Annotated in this window: 15 protein-coding genes; 9 read left to right on the forward strand and 6 right to left on the reverse strand. The window is 68.1% G+C overall.

What is annotated here, in order from left to right; all coding sequences use genetic code 11:
• Positions 1–3 precede the first annotated feature (3 nt).
• From ACOYJQ_RS01805 to ACOYJQ_RS01830, 6 genes are all read right to left on the reverse strand, one after another.
• Entirely contained in the window at positions 4–1038 is a 1035-nt protein-coding gene (locus ACOYJQ_RS01805) for a glycosyltransferase family 2 protein (protein WP_433455929.1), read from the reverse strand.
• Positions 1035–2510: an O-antigen ligase family protein gene (locus tag ACOYJQ_RS01810; RefSeq protein WP_433455931.1), complete on the reverse strand. Its 1476-nt coding sequence runs from the start codon at positions 2508–2510 to the stop codon at positions 1035–1037. Before ACOYJQ_RS01810 ends, ACOYJQ_RS01805 begins: the two co-directional genes overlap by 4 nt.
• A complete protein-coding gene (locus tag ACOYJQ_RS01815; protein ID WP_433455933.1) occupies positions 2507–4195 on the reverse strand; it encodes an alpha-L-arabinofuranosidase in 1689 nt (562 codons plus the stop codon). Before ACOYJQ_RS01815 ends, ACOYJQ_RS01810 begins: the two co-directional genes overlap by 4 nt.
• The gene (locus ACOYJQ_RS01820; protein ID WP_433455935.1) at positions 4195–6225 is read right to left on the reverse strand and encodes a GumC family protein; all 2031 of its coding nucleotides are present in this window, start codon (positions 6223–6225) and stop codon (positions 4195–4197) included. The genes ACOYJQ_RS01815 and ACOYJQ_RS01820 overlap by 1 nt, the downstream gene beginning before the upstream one ends.
• The gene (locus ACOYJQ_RS01825; RefSeq protein WP_433455937.1) at positions 6222–7433 is read right to left on the reverse strand and encodes a glycosyltransferase; all 1212 of its coding nucleotides are present in this window, start codon (positions 7431–7433) and stop codon (positions 6222–6224) included. The genes ACOYJQ_RS01820 and ACOYJQ_RS01825 overlap by 4 nt, the downstream gene beginning before the upstream one ends.
• Before the next feature lie 72 nt (positions 7434–7505).
• The gene (locus tag ACOYJQ_RS01830) at positions 7506–8180 is read right to left on the reverse strand and encodes a sugar transferase (protein WP_433455939.1); all 675 of its coding nucleotides are present in this window, start codon (positions 8178–8180) and stop codon (positions 7506–7508) included.
• A 475-nt stretch (positions 8181–8655) separates the two neighbouring features.
• Between ACOYJQ_RS01830 and ACOYJQ_RS01835 the strand changes: the two genes are divergently transcribed.
• The 9 genes from ACOYJQ_RS01835 to rfbG are packed head-to-tail and all read left to right on the forward strand — an operon-like array spanning position 8656 to position 18325.
• On the forward strand, positions 8656–9792 hold the full coding sequence (locus ACOYJQ_RS01835) for a glycosyltransferase family 4 protein (protein WP_433455941.1): 1137 nt from the start codon (positions 8656–8658) through the stop codon (positions 9790–9792).
• The gene (locus tag ACOYJQ_RS01840) at positions 9789–10958 is read left to right on the forward strand and encodes a polysaccharide biosynthesis/export family protein (RefSeq protein WP_433455943.1); all 1170 of its coding nucleotides are present in this window, start codon (positions 9789–9791) and stop codon (positions 10956–10958) included. The genes ACOYJQ_RS01835 and ACOYJQ_RS01840 overlap by 4 nt, the downstream gene beginning before the upstream one ends.
• Entirely contained in the window at positions 10955–12349 is a 1395-nt protein-coding gene (locus tag ACOYJQ_RS01845; protein WP_433455945.1) for an oligosaccharide flippase family protein, read from the forward strand. The genes ACOYJQ_RS01840 and ACOYJQ_RS01845 overlap by 4 nt, the downstream gene beginning before the upstream one ends.
• Positions 12342–13328 (forward strand): glycosyltransferase, encoded by a 987-nt coding sequence (locus tag ACOYJQ_RS01850; RefSeq protein WP_433455947.1) that lies wholly within the window; start codon positions 12342–12344, stop codon positions 13326–13328. Before ACOYJQ_RS01845 ends, ACOYJQ_RS01850 begins: the two co-directional genes overlap by 8 nt.
• Complete coding sequence (locus tag ACOYJQ_RS01855; protein ID WP_433455949.1) at positions 13328–14380, forward strand: glycosyltransferase family 4 protein; 1053 nt, start codon at positions 13328–13330, stop codon at positions 14378–14380. Before ACOYJQ_RS01850 ends, ACOYJQ_RS01855 begins: the two co-directional genes overlap by 1 nt.
• 45 nt (positions 14381–14425) lie before the next feature.
• Complete coding sequence (locus ACOYJQ_RS01860) at positions 14426–15433, forward strand: UDP-glucuronic acid decarboxylase family protein (RefSeq protein WP_433455951.1); 1008 nt, start codon at positions 14426–14428, stop codon at positions 15431–15433.
• A 14-nt stretch (positions 15434–15447) separates the two neighbouring features.
• A complete protein-coding gene (locus tag ACOYJQ_RS01865; RefSeq protein ID WP_433455953.1) occupies positions 15448–16278 on the forward strand; it encodes a sugar phosphate nucleotidyltransferase in 831 nt (276 codons plus the stop codon).
• Complete coding sequence (locus ACOYJQ_RS01870) at positions 16275–17198, forward strand: NAD-dependent epimerase/dehydratase family protein (protein WP_433455955.1); 924 nt, start codon at positions 16275–16277, stop codon at positions 17196–17198. Before ACOYJQ_RS01865 ends, ACOYJQ_RS01870 begins: the two co-directional genes overlap by 4 nt.
• Complete coding sequence (gene rfbG, locus ACOYJQ_RS01875; RefSeq protein WP_433455957.1) at positions 17195–18325, forward strand: CDP-glucose 4,6-dehydratase; 1131 nt, start codon at positions 17195–17197, stop codon at positions 18323–18325. The genes ACOYJQ_RS01870 and rfbG overlap by 4 nt, the downstream gene beginning before the upstream one ends.
• Positions 18326–18419 lie beyond the last annotated feature (94 nt).

The following is an 18419-nucleotide window of genomic DNA, read 5'->3' on the forward strand; positions in this document are numbered from 1 at the left end:
CGATCAGCTTCCGGCGCGATCGTCGATCTTGTTCTCCGAAACCTGCTGGACGCGGTTGGGCCGCCGCCGCATCCCGCCGAGCCGCACCTCGGGAAACAGCGTGTCGGCATAAAGCGGCGCCAGCGCACGGTCGTCGAGACGACGGACGGCCGCGAGCTGGCGCCTGCGGCGCAGCGTGCCGCCGAGGTTCGCCACGTTCCACAGCAGTCCGCGCAGCTTCGGCCGCCGCGGTGCCCGCAGCACGATGTCGGCCAGGGTATAGCCGAGATAAAGCGGCAGATAGAGCGCCAGCATGCGCGCCCCGGCATTGGCGATGAGCGAGGCGAGCCGGTTCTTGCTGCCATGGAACACCAGCGGATCGGCCGCCGCGCCGATCGTGTCGCCGACATTGTGGAACGCCACCGCCGTCGGGAGCACGCGCTGCGGGCCGGCGATGGCGGAAACCCGCCAGCCGAGATCGCTGTCCTCGAAGCCGTAGAAGAACCGGCCGTCGAAGGCGCCGGCGGCGCGCACCGCCTCGCGGCGCATCAGCACGGCCGAGCAGTTGATCCACAGCCGCGTCGCCGGGACGTCGATCCGCTCCGCGGGCCAGCCCTCGCAGGCGTCCCACGCAAGGCCGATGCGGCTCAGGACGCCGCCGTAGGAGTTGACGAAGCCGCGGTCGTTGCCGTAGATCACCACCCCGCCCACCGCCGAGATCCCCGCATCGCGGTCGAGTTCCGCGACGCAAACCGCGAGCCAGTCGGGCGCAAGCTCCACGTCGCTGTCGATGAAGGCGAGATACTCGCCCCGCGCCGCGTCGATGCCCGCGTTTCTGGCGCCCGCCGGCCCGCTGGGCCGGATGCGGATATACCGGAACGGGATCGGTCCGGGTTCCCGCATCCGCGCGGTCAGTGCGGCCTCGGTGCCGTCGGTCGAGCCGTTGTCGACCACGATGATCTCGAAATCGCGGCGGATCTGCGCCTCCAGCGCGGCGAACACGGCCTGCAAGTCCTTGAGGCGGTTGAATGTCGGGATGATCACCGAAACGCGCGTCATGCCGGGATGTCCTTGCCTGAAACCTCGCTGTCGCGAACGTAGCCGGCCATTGCGGCGAGCACCGTGATCAGCGCCATATGATGATCGAACCAGAAGGAGAAATCGGTCGTCTGCTGCACCATCAGCCCGGCGAAGCCCCAGAACACGCCGGCGAAGAACAGCCCTGCCGGCGAGGAGGCCCTGCCCGCGTCGTGGAACAGCTTCGCGAGCGAGGCGATGAAGAAGCCGAAGCAGATGATGCCGATGATGCCGATCTCGGCAAGCAACCACAGATAGACGTTGTGAACCGGGGCGATGGACTTGATGTTCGCCTCTTGCCGGAAGCTGGCGATCATCTCGTTGATTTCGGCGAGTTCCGGGTTGTAGAGGCCGAGCTTCTCGAAGAACTGCATCGGCCCCACCCCGAGAAGCGGCGCGTGCTGCCAGATCGCCACCGCCGAATCGTTGTAATTGGCGCGGAAATCGACGGAGGCTCCGAAGTCGCCGGTGAGCCGCTCCATGATGCGGTCCGTGAACGGCGCGATCACGACGAGCCCGGCGACGACGCAGATCACCGCCGCCCCGAGCAGGCGCGGCACGCTGACATGCCGGCGCCAGGTGAGTTGAAGCGCGAGCCCTCCGACTGCCCCGAACAAGGCGGCCACCGGCGCGCGCGATTGCGACAGCACGATGGCCAGGCAGCCGAGGAGCCCCGCGCCGACGGCGATCAGCCGCAGCCGCCGGTCCATGCGCGCGAAGCCCAGCGCCAGAAAGCCGGGAACGAAGGTCAGCAGGAAAGGGGCGTACATGTTGGGATGTCCCAACGTGCCGGTTGCGCGGTGGGCCATTTCACCGACCTGCGCCGAAAGGTCGCTGAGGCCGCTGCCGCCCGCACCGAGGGCGAATTGCAGGAAGCCGATGGCGAATTGCGCCAGCAGCACCAGCAGCAGGCCGAGGAACAGGGTATGCTTGCGGTCCTCGTCCATCAGGCTGCGCAGCAGCACGAACATCAACAGATACTTGACGATGCGCATCGTCTCGATCATCGGCACCACGAGCGGGTCCACCCGGAAGGCGGAAACCGCCATCACCGCGATCATGGCCAGAAACGCAGGCTCCACCGCAAGCCGCCGCGGCGCGACCGCGCACGACACGCGGCCCTTCAGCGCCGCCTGCACGAGCGCCGTCGCCGCGAGCGCCAGCGTCACGATATCCGCCGGTGTCCAATAGAGCCCGCCGGGACCGTAGTCGCCGAACGATTCGTCGAAGCTGAAATATTGCCGGTTGTAGGAGATGGCGAAAACGAGCGCGACCAGCAGCGGCGCGACCACATCCCGCAGCAGCGCCGCCAGGATGACGGTGCCGAAGAACGCGGCCGCGACGAGCATCGCCTTGGCGCCCGCCTCCGAAAGGGCGACGACGGCGGCGGTCGCCGCCATCGCGCCGGCCGCCGCCGCCGCGCCGCGCAGAAAAACGCCGCCGGACGCCGTCACGGGAGCGGCGCCAGCGTGACGCCGGCGACGGAAGCGGGCGGCAGCGTCAAGGTCAGCACGCCGTCACGAAAATCGGCGTCGCCCGGCCGCAGGCCGACCGTATCCGCATCGGAGCGGATGAACCAGCCGTCCTTGCCGAAAGACGCCGCCTTCGCGAACGCGACGCCGGGCACCTCGATGATCGCGGTGCCGCGATGCGCATCGGCGGAAGGCCCCGTGATCACGCGCACCTGCGCGCGATAGCCGGCCGCGGCCCCTTCGATCCTGACGGCGACCTGCTGCGCCCGCGTCAGATCGGCGTTGCTGAGCATGATGCCGATCCGCCCGTCCGCCTGCCGGCCGGCGATGCCGTCGACGGCGGGTGCGTCGTCGACCCGGCCCGTAAAACCCTGCTCCGGCGTGGAGAATGTAGGTCCCGACTCGCGGCGCAGCGGCAGCACCGCATCGGTCAGCACCTCGCGGTAAAGGCCGAAGACCAGCAGCGCGGGTGTCTCGCGAAAGCCGCCGCCGGGCGTGTGGTTGATCCAGCCCATGTTGAGCCAGTCGGACAGCTTGAAGAAGTTCGCGGCCTCCACGCGCGTGTCGCGCAGGAATACGTCGAGCGTGCGCGCGACGAAGACGCCCGAACCCAGCGTCTTGATATGGTCGAAATAGGGGCTGGTGGGATCGACGGCGAAGAAGGGCCCCCATTCCGTGATCGCAAGGCCGATGCGGCCCGCCCGCGCGGGTTGCAGCCGGTCGATCTGGGCAGCCGTGTCGCGCATGTTCTTCGCGATGAGTTGCGGCGCCGCCAGCATGGAGCGATAGACGGCATCCCACCTGCCGCGCGAGCGCGTGGTGACGAGCGGCGCGTAGGAATTGTGGATCGCCAGAACATCGATGACGTCGCCCGCGCGCGCCAGCACCACCTCGTTCCAGTTGTCGTGCGCGTTGAAACGGTAGGGGCCGTAGTTGAGCAGGCCGATCGCCGCGATTTTCGCCTGCGGCAGTTCCTTGCGGATGGCGGCGGCGAAGTCGCGCACGCGCGCCGCGTAGGCTTCCGGCGTGGTGGAGCCGCCGGAAAGGTCGTCCGCCATGTAGAGTTCGTTGCCGATCTCCCAATAGGGGGCGATGTCCGCGCCGTGCGTGTCGCGAACGTAGGCCGCCCAGGCGGCCGCCTCTTCCGGGGTGCCGTGGCCGGCGTTCACGGTGATCATCAGCTTCGCGCCGATGGCCTTGGCGAAGGCGGCGATCTCGTCCGTGCCGATGTCGTGGCGGGAGGTTTCGCCGAGTTTCGGCGCGATCTTCGTCTCCGGCCGCTTGTCGTGCGGGCCCACGCCGTCGCGCCAGTTGTAGAAGTCCGACCACACGCCGCCCGGAAAGCGGATCAGCGTGATCCCCGCGTCGCGGCTCATGCGGATGATGCCGGCGTCGAGCTGCTTTTCCTTGGCGTTCCAGAGCCCGTTGCCGGCGCGAATCCATTCGACGTTGGTGCCGAAGACGGGTTCCGGCAGCGGCCGCGCCGGTGCGTCCTGCGCCAGCGTGAAGGTGGTGAGATTATCCGAAGGCGCGTCGACGCCGCGTGCGAGAGCAACCGCCGGCGGCGCGGGCGTGGCCGCGAGGGTGACGCCGAGAACGAACGCCGCGAGCCGGCCGATGAAAGCGCGCCTGCGCAGGGGCGGTGGCATCTTGTCGGACGAAATCATCACGCCTCCTTCGCAAGACGGGGCGTCTGCGTGAGAACGAGCCCCAGCGCAAGACCGCCGTTGCGGTCGATCCACGATACGACTTCCCGCACCTGCGCCAGTTCATCGCGGCCCGCCGCCACGTCCAGCACGACGCCGCCCGCCGTCTGGGCCGCGCGCAGCGGGATGGGACCGGAGAACAGCGGCCCGGTGGCGATCAGCGTGATACCGTCAAAACCGTCGCGCCCCTCCGCCGCCGCGGCGACGCGTTCGAGGCCGCCGGTATCCGTCGGCACATCGAGTTCCGCGAGCCCGGCCGCGCCGGCCTTGCCGCCCGCCGGCCAGCGCCCGGCGTTGATGATCCTGACCGATTTTTCACCCTGATCGCGCAGCGCGAGGGCCAGCGCGCGCACTCTTGCGGCGGCCTGGGTCGCGGCATGAGACGGCTCGTCGCGCAACGCCATGCAGACGATCGAGCGGGGTTCGCCCTGCGCGAAGCTTTGCCGCAGGGTCACGGCGGCCGGGGCGAGTTCGTCCCGTCCCGGTCCGTTCCGCCGGCGCCCCAGCGAGACGAGCACCGGCGCGCCGGCCGCGGCCAGATCCCGGCCCCGCCACACGCGGCTGTCAAGGAACTCCCGCACGGCGACCCAGGCGCCGCCCGCGAAGACGGCGAACACGACCCCCAGCACCATGACGGTGATGTTGCGCGTGCCCACCGCGAGCGTGGCCTCGGTCGGCTCCTGAATGACGACGATGTTCCCGAGCCGCTCCCGGCGCAGCTCGCGCGCGCTGATGGCTTCCGCGAGCCGCTCCGCGTTGTGCTGGAGCTCGTTTTCCGCGAGCCGGCGATCGATCTGCAACTGGTTCCAGCGCGGCTCGTTCTCCGATAGCCGCGCGAACCGGGCGCGCACCAGCGCCACCCGCGCGGCGGCGTTGCTGCGGATCGCCGCGATCTGGTCGGCATAGTCGGACAGCGCCCGGACGGTGGCCTGCGTCAGCGACGCGTAGCTTTCGTCGAGAGCCGCAAGCTCGTGCCCGTCGATTCGCGGCAGCGCCGCGACGCGCAACCGCTCGCGCGCCACGGCGACGGATTGTTCGTCGAGCAGGCCGAGCAGCGCGTGGTCGGGCAGGTTGGCGAGCACGAGCGGCCCGCCGGCGAGGCCGCGCTTTTCCACAGCGGCCAGCCGCTCGCGCGTGGTGGTCAGCCGCAGTGCCGCTTCCCGCTCCGCCGTCTCGGCTTGCGACAGCTCCGTCAGCAGCAGCTTGCGCTGCGCGTCGACGTCCTCGATGCCGGCCCGCCGGCGCAGCGCGGCAATCTCCGTTTCGACGCCGGCGAGCTTCTCGGCAGAGGTGTTGCGCAGCCGCTCGAAGAACGAGGCGTCGCCCTCCTGGAACGCCTCAAGACGGAATTGCAGGAAGGTGTCGATGTATTTGCTCAGCAGCGCCTGCGGCACCTCGCGGTCCGGCCAGCGGAAGGAGACGACCACGACGTTGGAGGTGCGCGTGTTCTGGACTTGCAGCGAACTGCGCACCTGGCGCGCAAGCGCCTCGTTCAGCGTCATCGGCACCTTCATGCCGGTGGCATAGAGCAGATTGTCGACGCCGCTGCGCGCGAGTCTCGCCACGGAGCCGACCGCCGCCTTGATGTAATCCGTGAACGATTCCGGCTGCCTGGGCGTTACCTGCGCCTCCAGATTGATGTCCCGGATAACGCGCTGGGCGATATCGGCGTTCAGCAACAGGTCGATTTCGGACGTCACGTCGCTGGTGGCGGGGGCGATCAGGGTCGAGCCCGTCGGGGTGAGCAGGGTGCGCGGGGGCTGCTGCTCCTGGCTGAGGCGCACGAACAGGCGCGCCTCGCTTTCGTAAAGCGGCGTGCGCAACAGGGCGATATAGGCGAGCGTCAGCGCGACGATCGCCACCACGACGACCAGAAACTCACGCAGCCATTTCGACGCGATGAAGACGAGATCGCGCATCGATATCGTCGAGAGTTCCTCAAGGCGGCGGGCGAGCGGCGCGTCGCCGGGGGCGGGGCGGATATCGCTCACGGCCTGTCGTCCGCCGGGGAGGGAACCGCGCCGCTCGCAGGCGCCTGACGGCTGTCTCGCGCCTGACGCTTGACAATGATCCGGTCGATTTCGGCGTCGAAGACGTCCATGAACCGCTCCCAGGTAAAATTCGTCACATGCGTGAGCCCCTCGCGGCCCATACGCGCCGCAAGGCCCTCCTCGCGTTCCAGCCGGAACATCGGCGCGGCGAAGCTTTCCGGATCGGGTTCAACCAGAAAGCCGTTCACGCCGTCGACCACCGATTCGCGCGGGCCGCCCCGGTTGACGGCGATCGAAGGCTTGCCGCAAGCCATGCCCTCAAGCGGCGTCAGGCCCTGATCCTCGTTGAAGGAAGCGAGTAGCACGGCGCGGCAATTCTCGTAAAGATCCCGCATCCGCGCATCGCTGACCACGGTCTCGAAAGCGATGTCGGGTATTCCCTGCGCACGCTCCTTCAGATCGTTGAAATAGCCCTGGCTCTTGTTGTCGACCATGCCGGCGATCACCAGCCGCAATGTCCCGCCTCGCTCGCGGTAGAGCGCATAGGCGTCGATGGCGAGTTCGATGTTTTTCGTCCACATGATGCGGCCGGGAAGAAAGAAGAAATCTCCCATCGGCCCCTGCTCGCGGATGGAGGAGGCCGCGACGCCGGGATAGGCGACGATCAGATCCTGCGCCGCGCGCAGGCCGCCGGCCGTTACGCGGTCGCGCGTGGTGCGGCTGTTGCAGATCACGCTGTCGAAGCGCTGCCACGCCAGCCTGTCCACGATGCGGAACGCCTTTTCCGCCAGTAGCTTGGCGAAGCGCCATCCGCCCCGGTCCATCAGCCGCTTGCGGTATTCCATGTCGTAGACGGCGCGCAGCGGCGTGAAGCAGAGATTGAGCAGCGGCAGGTTTCCGTTGCGGAAACCGAGCAGCGGGCCAAGGCCGTCGCAGCAGATGACGAGGGCGTCCGTCTTCGCCGGGTCGAAGCGAAGCGTCAGCATGCGCAAGGCGGCCTTGCCGGCTTCGAGATAGGTGCGGCGCACCGACACCTCGCCGACGATGTGCACGGGGATGCCGGAAAAATCGGCATAGGTGCCCTGCGGATCGAAATGCGAGGTATAGACGGTGATGTCGTGCCGGGAGCGGCGCACGACTTCGACGATCGTGCGCTCGATACCGCTCTTCAGGTATATCCACGGATAATAGAGAGCAACCCGGCTCATGGCGTCAGCAATTCTCCGCAATTCTTGTCGGCGCGGGAAAGCTCATGCTCGCCGCGCCGCGCCGGCAGGGGCTCAGTACGAGCCGCCTTTCCTGAAGGGAATCGTCAGCGTCGCCAGCAGGATCTGGAGATCGAGCCAGAAGTTGCATTTGCGGATGTAGGCGATGTCGTAGTCGATCCGCTCCTGCCCCATCGCCACATCGACGAGCGGGCCGCGGTTGCCATTGATCTGCGCGAGCCCCGTGATTCCCGGGCGCACGAGATGGCGCGCGTGATAGTTTTCGATCACGCGCTCGGCCTTCTCTCCCCCGATCTCCATCTCGATGGGATGCGGGCGCGGACCGACGAGCGCGAGACGGCCGAACATCACGTCCACGAACTGCGGAATTTCGTCGAGACAGGTGGAGCGAAGGAAGCGGCCGATGCGGGTCACGCGCATGTCGCCGCGCGTCGCCTGCTGGCGGCCGCCGGTGTCGGTAAGCTCATGGCGCATGGTGCGGAACTTCGTGATCAGCACGGGATGGCCGCCGAGCCCGTAGCGGCGCTGCCGGAACAGCACCGGCCCCGGCGAATCCAGCCGAATGGCGATCGCGACGGCGATGAACACAGGCAAGAGAAAAAGCACGGCCACCGTCGCGACCATGGCATCCAGAGCCGGCTTGATCCACTGACGGTATAGCTGCCGACGCCCGGAAAGCGCGTCGACAAGGAGAGTCCGGTCCGGTGTATCGGCCGAATGAGCGTTCATCGCCAATCCCCAACATCCAGAAATTCAGAAAACCGCGGGTGCGGCCATACGCCAGCGCCCCCGACCCCATGCCGAAGGTTGCTTGAAGCGCGTGTATTTCACGGCGGGTATCCCTTTCACAATGCCGACAGATTATCAAGTGAACTTTTTGACAATGACCGATAATTAATTGCACATAAGGACTTAGTATATATTATGTACCATATTTCAATGGAAATTATTTGATAATGGTTTTTAAAAATATGTTGTCATACGGTATCTGCTTGTATATCCCGTGGGGCTGATCGGCGATGAAAGTCGGTCATTGGGGTTGCGCTCTGGAATCGGGAAGCCTGATTGTATTTGGATAATATAAATTCCGACATCAATCGCGGACGCACTATGAGCGGCAACTTATGAGTAGCAAGTAGATGTAATTTTTATGATCGACCTGCGTATAGATTAATCATCTCTAAGTAAAATGGCTGATGACAGAATGAAAGTTGCCGTTACGCATCCGACTGCCTGGCCGTGGGTTCGGCGCGGTTCGGAGAGGCTCCTGAACGACTTCAGCCAATATCTGGCCGGCCGCGGATACGCGGTGACGGTTATTTCGAGTTCGCCGGAAGGCCGTTCGGAAACCATGGACGGCGCCGTCAGAAAGATTTTCGTCAGGCAGAGGCTGTCCTTCCTGAAGGGGCTGCGGCAACTGAACGGCTTTCACGCCTTCACGTTCGACTGCCGCGATGCCGTCTTGCGCGGCGATTACGACGCCGTGCACTGCCTCAATTACCACGACGCCTATGGCGCGTTGCTGGCGCGCCGGGCCAGCGGACGCCATTTCCGCATCGTTTATCAGATGACCGGCATTCCCGTGGCGCGCTATTTCCGGTCGATCCCGATCGACCGTCTGATGTTCCGGCGTGTGGTGCGGGAATGCGACGCGGTGATCTGTCTCTCGCGTTTCGCGCTGGACTGCCTGCGGCGGGATTTCGGCCGGGAGGGCCTGCTCATACCCTCGCCGACCGCGGTCGGGCCGTTCGAGGCGCAGCCGCGCCGGCTGCGGGAACCGCGCATGATTCTGTTCTCGGGCGATGCGGACGAGCCTCGCAAGGGTGCCCTGCTGCTGGCGCGGGCCTTTCCGCGCATCGTCGAGGGCGCGGGCGCGCTGCAATTGCACTTCGCGGGCCGTTGTTCGCCGGCGACGCAGGCCGCGATCCTGGCCGGGATGCCGCAGGCGCTGCGTGACAAGATCGTCTTTCACGGCATCGGCAAGGTGGACGATCTGCCGCCGCTCTATGCCTCCGCCGCGGTCGTGGTCAATCCCGCCATCTGGGAGGCGCTCGGCAACGTGCTGATCGAGGCGCTGGCGGCGGGCGCGCCGGTGGTGGGCGCCAATCACGCCGGCATCCCGGACATCATCGACAGTCCGCGCGTCGGCGCGCTTTTCGAGCCGGGCAGCACGGTCGGCGCGGCGAACAACGTCGACGGGCTCGTCGCCGCCGTTCTGGCGGCGCTCGAACTCTCGGGGCGGCCGGAGACGGCGGACCTTTGCCGCGAGAGGGCGCGGGACTTCGAATGGGAGAAGCTGGGGCCGCGCTATGAGGCCGCTCTCCGGGAGGTGCCGGCATGAAGGCATTTACGCTGTTTGCTGCGGTGCTGCTTGCCGCCGCCGGGGCGGCGGCCGCTGCGCCGGCGCTTCAACCCGGCGACACGCTGTCGATCCAGATCGCGCGCTTCCCCGAGTTTTCCCGCAATGCGACGATCGCGGACGACGGCACGGTGCGCGTGGGCGGCGTCGGCCCCGTGCGCGCCGCCGGGCTGACGCTCGATGACGTGTCCGCGGCGATCACGGCCGCGCTGAAGGAGCGGCTCGGTCTCGAAACCACCTCCGTGCTGATCGACATCGCGCAGCATCGCCCCGTCGTCGTTTACGGCGACGGCGTGCGCGGCGCGGAGGTCGCCTATCGCCCCGGCATGACGATCGTGCACGCGCTGGCCGCCAGCCGCACGCGCGGGAGCGAGGCTGACGGCTCCGTGCTCGAAAAGCTGGAGGCGGAGCGGGTGGTGACGCGCCTCGTGCAGAACCAGGAGCGGCTGGCGCTGGCGCTCTCGCTCCGGGCGCGGCTCGTGGCGGAGCGCGACGATGGCGAGATCGTCGCGCCGGACCTGTCGGGGCTGGGGTTGCAGGACGTGCGTATCGCGGAAATCGTGCAGTCCGAAAAGGCACTGCGCGACCTGCGCAAACGGCAGTTGCAGGATCAGATCGACAATCTCGCCCGGCAACGCGCCGCGGTGGAGCGGCAGATCGCCTCGCTCGCGCAGGAACTCGAACTGCAACGCGAGCGCGAATATGTCGCCACGGAAGCGGCGACCCGGCTGAGGGCGCTCGACGCGCGCGGGCTCGCCACCCAGAACCGCCTGGTCGAAGTCAATACGGAGCTGGTCAACGCGCGGCTTCTCGTGATCCGCATTCTGGCCGACCGGGCAGGGGCGGAGACACGGCTCGCCCAGATCGACACCGCCGAGAGCGACCTCAAGGCGCAGCGCACGCTCGAACTGGTGCGGATGCTCGCGGATGTGGAGACGGAAATCGCCGCAGCCCGCCGTGACGTCGCCGCCGGCCGGCGCGAAAGCGGCCTGGCGGAGGAGCACCTGGGCGGCTTGTCCGCGGCGGCGGCGCCCGGCGCTTCGTCCTATCGCATTCACCGCGAGAACGCTGGCGGCGCGCAGGTGATCGAGGCGGAACTGTTCGCGCGCCTCGAACCCGGCGATATCGTGGAGGTCGTCAGGGAATGACCCGTCCGGCCGGAGTGATGGCGCGTGCGCGCGAATGGGTGCGCGGTCCGGTCTCCTCGGGCCGCGGCTCCGCCTCGCGCGCGGGTCTGGCCGCCATCGCGGCCAAGCTTGCCGGCGCGGGCCTCGGCCTGCTGATCAATGTCGTGGTCGCCCGGCAACTCGGCGCGGAGCAGTTCGGGCTTTTCGTCCTCGGGATCACGGCGGCGTCGCTCCTGTCCATGCTCGCCTCCTTCGGCCTGCCTTTCGCCGCGATACGGCACCTGCCGGACTATATCGCGCGCGGCGATTGGGGCGGCGTGGCGGGTTTCTGCCGGGCGAGCCTTGTCGCGAGCCTCGCCGGAGCGGGCCTTTTCGCGGCGCTGCTCGTCGCCGGATCGTTCGCGGCGGGCGCGGAGCCCGGCGCCTTGCAGGCGTTCACCTGGGCGGCGGCGCTCGTGCTGCCGATGACGCTCGCGCAGACCTTCGCCAGCATTCTTCAGGCACGCGGCGAAGTCGTGCTGCCGGAGCTGACGCAGAACGTGATCCGGCAGGGGCTGACGCTGGCCCTTATCCTGCTTTGGCCGCTTCTGGGGTTGTTCGTTTCCGGCTCCGGTGAGCTTCCCGGCGTCGGCGCGGTTCTCGGCATCACCTTCGTCGGCGCCGCGGTTTCGGTCGCGGTCCTCGGCGCGATGGTCGCCCGGCGCGCGGCAGGCGATCCGCCCGCCGACGGCGGGGCGCGTTACGACCTGCGCGGCTGGGCGGCGACGGGCAGCGCCGTGCTCTTCATCCTGCTCAGCACCTCGCTGAACGAACGGCTCGACATCCTGCTTCTCGGCTGGCTGGTGGATGCGCACGATCTCGGCGTCTACGCCGCCGCCGTGCGGCTGGCGGTCATCGCCGTGCTGGCGCTGGCGGGCCTCAACGCCGCCTACATGCCGCGCATCTCCAGCGCCTGGGCCGCGCGCGACCGCGACCGCGTGGAAAGGCTTTGCCGCGACGTGTGCCGGATCGGCCTCGCCATCACGGCGCTGCTCACCATCGGCGCGGCGGCGGGCGGCGATCTCGTGCTCGCGGCTTTCGGGCCGGAATTCGCGGCGGGGCGGCCGGTGCTCGTGATCCTGCTCGCGGCGCAGATGTGCGTCGCGGCCGGCGGTGTCGCCGGCGGCGTCGCGGTCATCACGGGCCACAGCCGCGTCGTGCTTGCCGCGGTGCTGACCTGCATCGCGGTCAACATCGCCCTGATCCTGCTTCTCACGCCCGTGTTCGGCATTACGGGCACGGCCTTTTCCACGCTGGTGGCGGTGGGCGGCACGCAGTTCGCGGTGAGCGTCATTTGCAGCCGCAGGCTCGGGCTGAACGTCTCGCTGCTGCCTGTCAGGCCCCGCACCGGAAGGATGGCTGACCTTGTCTGATACGACGACAAACGCGCCGGCCGACTGGCCGTTCATCTCGGTGGTCATTCCCACCCGCGCCCGGCCGCTCGCGCTGAAGCGCTGCCTGGAGGCGCTGCTGGCGCAGGATTATCCCGTCGACCGCTACGAGATCCACGTCGTCCACAACGCATCGCCGGACGGCACCGAGGAAGTCGTGCGTGAGATGGCGGCGGGCGCCGGCGTGCCGCTGACGTATACCTGGCGGGCGGGCAACGGCCCCGGCCTGTCGCGGCGTGTCGGCGGCATGAAGGCCGCCGGCGACATTCTGGCCTTCATCGACGACGATTGCGTCGCGACGCCCGGCTGGCTGCGCGCCGGGGTGGCGGCTTTCGGCCCGCGGACGGGCCTGGTGCAGGGCAGGACGGCGCCGAACCCCGCCCACAAGCGCCGGCTTCTCGAAAAGACCGTCAACGTTCCCGGTCCCTCGCCCTATTTCGAAACCTGCAACATCTTCTACCGCAAGGACGCCTTTCTGGAGGCGAGCGGCGAGGCGGGGCCGTTCGCCGAGTTGTTCTTCGGCGAGGATACGGACCTTGCCCGCCGCGTGCTGCGCGAGGGGTACGAGGCCGCTTTCGCCGCCGATGCGCTCGCCTATCACGACGTCACCCGCCAGCCGCTCGTGAAATGGCTGATGGAGTGCTGGCACCTGCGCAACATCCCCCTGCTGGTGCGGCTGTGGCCGGAGATGCGGGAGACGCTGTTTCTGGGTGTCTTTCTCTCGCGCCAGAGCGCGGCGTTCGACCTTGCGGTCGTCGGCGGATTGCTGGGCGCGCCGTTCATCGGCGGCTGGGCGCTTCTGTTCGTGCTGCCCTACCTGCTTGTCAGGATGCTGGAGCCGGGGCGCTACCGCAACCCGCCCGTCGTCATCGCGCGCGCGCTTCTGGGCCTGCCGCGCTCCTGCGTCACCTTCGCGGCGCTCGTCTACGGCAGCATACGCCACCGCGCCCTGGTGCTGTGATGAAGATCCTTCTCATCCACGAACGTTTCGCGCCCGATAGCGGCGGCGGCGGCGAGTATGTCGCTCTCGAGCGCGCGCGCGGTCTCGCGCGGGCGGGGCATAGCGTGACGGTGCTCTGCGCCGGCGACCCCGCCATCCGCGCGTATGGCGGCGTGGCGACGGCGCGCTACCGCGTGCCGCGCCCGCTCGTCCTGCTGCTGCTGCCCATCGCGGTCTGGCGCGCGCGGCAGGCCGATATCGTGCACGGCTTCACTTTCCACGCCGCGCCGCTCGCGTGGCTCGCCGCGCGTCTGGCCGGCCGGCCCGCCGTCTGCGAGCAACTCGGCCTGTTCGGCCCGGCGTGGAGCGAGATGCGCCCCGGCGCCGGCGGCCGCTTCTACGGCCGGCTGGAGAAACTCTTCCTGCGCATCCCCTTCGACCGGCATCTGTTTCTGAGCACCCATTCGCTCGCGCTGGCGGAGCGGCTCGGGTTTCGCGGGCGGGGCGTGGTCGTGGCGCCGGGCATAGACGCACGGGAGACGCCGCGCGCCGGAAAGTCCGGGCCGCCGGTCGTCCTGTTTGCCGGCAAGTTCGACTGGCGAAAGGGCATGGACCGGCTGTGCGCCGTGGCGCAGGCAATGCCAGAAGCGCGCTTCGAGGCCGTGGGATGGTGGGAGGAGGGCGCGCCGCGCCCGCGGCTTCCCGCCAATCTCGCCGTGATCGAAGGGCGCGGCGACGTCTACCGCCGGGCGCTGGCGCGCGCATCCGTCCTGCTGATGCCGTCGCGGGCCGAGACCTTCGGGCTGGTCATCTACGAGGCGATGCAGGCGGGCTGCTCGATCGTCTCCACCATCCCCGGCGATTACGCCGGCCGCTTTCTCGACCCCTGGGACACCGACGCCGCCGTCGCGGCGCTGCGCGAGCGTCTCGCCTCTCCGGCGCTCGTGGCGCGCGAGGGCGAGGCGAACAGGCGCAGCGCCGCGCGCTTCACCTGGGAACGCAGCACCGACGAGGTGCTGGACCTTTACGGGGAACTCGTGGCCGGTCCCGCCGGCGCGAAGGCCCCGTCATGACTTCAAGCATGATCCATTTCCGCCCTCCAAGCAGGGGATTGCCGCGTGACGAACAATGTGATTGAGCCGAAACGGGTGCTGGTGACCGGCGGCGCCGGCTTCATCGGCAGCCACCTTTGCGACTGTCTGCTGGCGCGCGGCGACGAGGTGCTGTGCGTCGACAACTTCTATACGGGCAGGCGGCGCAACATCGAGCACCTGCTGGGCAACCCCCGTTTCGAGCTGCTTCGGCACGACATCACGCATCCGCTCTTCGTGGAGGTCGACGAGATCTACAATCTCGCCTGCCCGGCCTCGCCCATCCATTACCAGGTCGATCCCGTCCAGACGACGAAGACCTGCGTGATGGGCGCCATCAACATGCTGGGGCTCGCCAAGCGGCTGAAGGCGAAGATTTTTCAGGCTTCGACCTCGGAGATTTACGGCAGCCCGCACGTTCACCCCCAGGTTGAGGATTACTGGGGCAACGTCAATCCCATCGGCCCGCGCTCCTGCTACGACGAGGGCAAGCGCTGCGCCGAGACGCTGTTCTTCGATTATCACCGCCAGCACGGCACGAAGATCAAGGTCATCCGCATCTTCAACACCTACGGGCCGCGGATGCACCCCAACGACGGCCGCGTGGTGTCGAACTTCATCGTTCAGGCGCTGACGGGCCAGCCCATCACCATTTACGGCGACGGCAACCAGACCCGCTCCTTCGGCTATGTCGACGACCTGATCACCGCGATCACGGCGATGATGGAGACGCCGGATACCGTCACCGGCCCCGTCAATGTGGGCAATCCGGTCGAGTTCACGATGCTGGAGCTTGCCCGCCTCGTGATCGAGATGACGGGCTCCTCGTCCGAACTCCGGCATCTGCCCCTGCCCCTGAACGATCCGCACCAGCGCCGGCCGGACATCTCCGTCGCGCGCCGGGTGCTCGGCTGGGAGCCCACCGTGCAGCTTCGCGAGGGGCTGCGGGCGACGATCGCCTATTTCGACAGCTCCCTCGCCGCCGGCCATGCCGCCGTCGACGACGCATCCGCTTCCATTTCCAGAATCATCTGATGGCAGAAAGACACATGCAACAGGCAGTTTTTGATCCCGGAGAAATTCCTGTCGTCATCCTGTGTGGCGGTGAAGGCACGCGGCTGAGAGAGATGAGCGAGCGGATGCCCAAGCCGCTCGTCGATATCGGCGGCACCCCTATCCTGCTGCACATCATGCGCATCTACGCGCGGCAGGGCTTCAACCGCTTCATCCTGTGCCTCGGCTACCGGGGCATCATGATCAAGGAAGCGTTCCTCGAATACGACCTGCGCCGGCGCGATCTCGTGCTCGACATGTCCGAGGGCCGGCGCAGCTATGTCGGCGAGGAGGATGCCGCCGACATGGACTGGCGGATCGTGTTCGCGGAAACGGGCGAATCCGCCCAGACCGGCAGCCGCATCGCCCAGGTCGCGCCCTACGTGAACACCGACCGTTTCATGGTGACATACGGCGACGGCGTCGCCGATATCGACCTGCATGCCGAGCTTGCCTTTCATATGCGGCACGGGCGCATCGGCACGGTGGCCGGGGTGAAGCCCGCCTCGCAGTTCGGGGTGATGGGTGTCGAGGGCGACGATGTGACGGCCTTCGCGGAAAAGCCGAAGTCCCAGTCCCTGATCAACGGCGGCTTCTTCATTTTCGAGCGGGCTTTCCTCGACTACCTGTCCACCGACAGGGGCTGCATCCTGGAGCGGGAGCCGCTGGAGCGGCTGGCGCGCGACCGTCAGCTCAAGGTCTTCGAGCACAAGGGCTACTGGCGCTGCATGGATACGTTCAAGGACTATCGGGAGCTGAACGAATCCTTCGCCGCCGGCGTCGCGCCGTGGCTGTCCGTTCCGGGCCGCAAGGACGCGGTTCCGTGAAACCGGTTCTCGTCACCGGCGCGACGGGCTTTCTGGGATCGTGGCTCTGCCGTATCCTCGCGGGCCAGGGTGAGCGGGTGATCGCGGTCGCCCGCCGCCCGCCGCCCGCCGAAGGGCCGTTTCGCCGGTTCGGCCTGACGGAAGAGCCGAACGTGCGGGTGCTGGAGCGCCCGGCGCTGACGCCGGACGATATGGCGGCGGCCGATCCCCGCGCGGTGTTCCATCTCGCCGGCTACTCGCAGATGGGAGAGGCGGCGCGCGACGTGGCGGGCGCTTTCGAGGCCAATGCGCGCGGCACCTGGCTGCTGCTCGACGCCATCCGCCGCGCCGGTGTGGCGCCGGTGACGGTGCTCGCGTCGAGCGACGCGGTTTACGGCGAAGGCGGGAGCGTCGCCTCGCGCGAGGACGATCCGCCGCGCGCCCGCAACCCCTATGCGCTGTCGAAGATCGCGGCGGAGGCGGCGGCGCTTGCCTTCGCCGCCGGCGGGCTGCCGGTCGCCATCGCGCGCATCGGCAATGTCTACGGCCCCGGCGATCCCAACGGCGCGCGTCTGATGCCCGCCATCGTGCAGGCGGTCGCGGCCGGCCGGCCGCCGCAATTGCGCTCGGCGGCTTCCGTCAGGGGATACCTGCACGTGCGCGATTGCATCGCCGGGCTCCTGGCGCTTGCGTCCGACAGGACGAGCGCGCCCGGCAACATCGTCAACATCGTGTCGGAAAAGCCCGTATCGAATCTGGACGTCGCGCGCCTGGCGCTGTCGATCGCCGGGCGAACCGACCTCGAACCCGAGATCGTCGGCACCGACGCGCCGTCGGAAAGATTGTCGAGCGCCGGAAAGGCGAGGGAGCTTTATCGCTGGCGCGAGACGGTGCCCCTGGCCAACGGCCTGCGCGAGCTTCTGGAGGAAAACCCCGCATGATCAGTTCCGCCGCCCTTCCGTTGGCCCGCACCTATGCCGGGCTGCGGGTTCTCGTCACCGGACACACCGGTTTCAAGGGATCGTGGCTTTCGCTCTGGCTCTCCGGGCTGGGCGCGGAGGTCGCGGGCGTGAGCGATATCGTTCCCACGCAGCCCGCCGCCTACCACTGGTTCGGGCCGGCGGCGGTGAAACGCGATTTCCGCTGCGACATCCGCAATGCGGAAGGGATCGCCTCCATCGTCGCCGAATGGCGGCCGGACGTGATCTTTCATCTCGCCGCCCAGCCGATCGTGATCCAGGCCGCGCGCGATCCGCTCGGCACGTTCGCCGTCAACGTGATCGGCACGGCGGCGGTGTTGGAGGCCGCGCGGAAAACATCGTCCGTGCGCGCGGTTCTCGTCGTCACCAGCGACAAGGTCTACGCCAACGACAACGCGGGCCGCGCCTTCGTCGAGGCCGATACGCTCGGCGGCCACGAGCCCTACGGCGCGAGCAAGGCGGCCGCCGAGATCGTGGCCGCGACCTATCGCTCGGCCGGCTTTCACGCCGGGGCGGGTTCGTCCAACGTGCCGGCCGTGGCCACGGCCCGCGCCGGCAACGTCATCGGCGGCGGCGACTGGGCGGCGAACCGGCTGATACCCGATGCCGTGCGCGCCATCGTGGCGCAGGAACCGATCGTCATCCGCAGCCCGCACGCCACCCGCCCGTGGCAGCATGTCCTTGAGCCTGTCGGCGGCTACCTGCTGCATGCGCAGGCGCTGCTGGCCGATTCCGCGACGGCTCCGGCGGCGCTGAACTTCGGCCCCGACGACAAGACCGCCCGCAGCGTCAGCGACGTCATCCGGCTTTTTCTCGATGAGATGAAGCCGTGGACGACGGAACTCGTCATCAGCGAGAACACGACCGGCCTCGAGTCGAAGACGCTCATGGTCGATTCGTCGCTGGCGCACGAGGTTCTCGGCTGGTCGCCGTCCTGGTCGTGGTCGGAGGCGGTGACGCGCGTCGCGCAATGGCACCGCGCGCATCTGGCGGGCGATGTCGATCTCGTCGATCTGGCGCGGCGGCAGATCGAGGACTATTGCACCGCCTCGGCGGTCCCCGCCTTCCGTTCGGGCGGTTCCGTCTGAACGGAAGGCACTCGCTCGGGATCGACAGGGGGCATGCCGCCGTTTCCATGAAAGGGCGGCATGTTCCGTCGAACCGGCGGGATGCGGCGGCGGG

It is taken from the genome of Pseudochelatococcus sp., assembly GCF_050946405.1.
In the GTDB taxonomy this organism is placed as follows: Bacteria; Pseudomonadota; Alphaproteobacteria; order Rhizobiales; family Beijerinckiaceae; genus Pseudochelatococcus.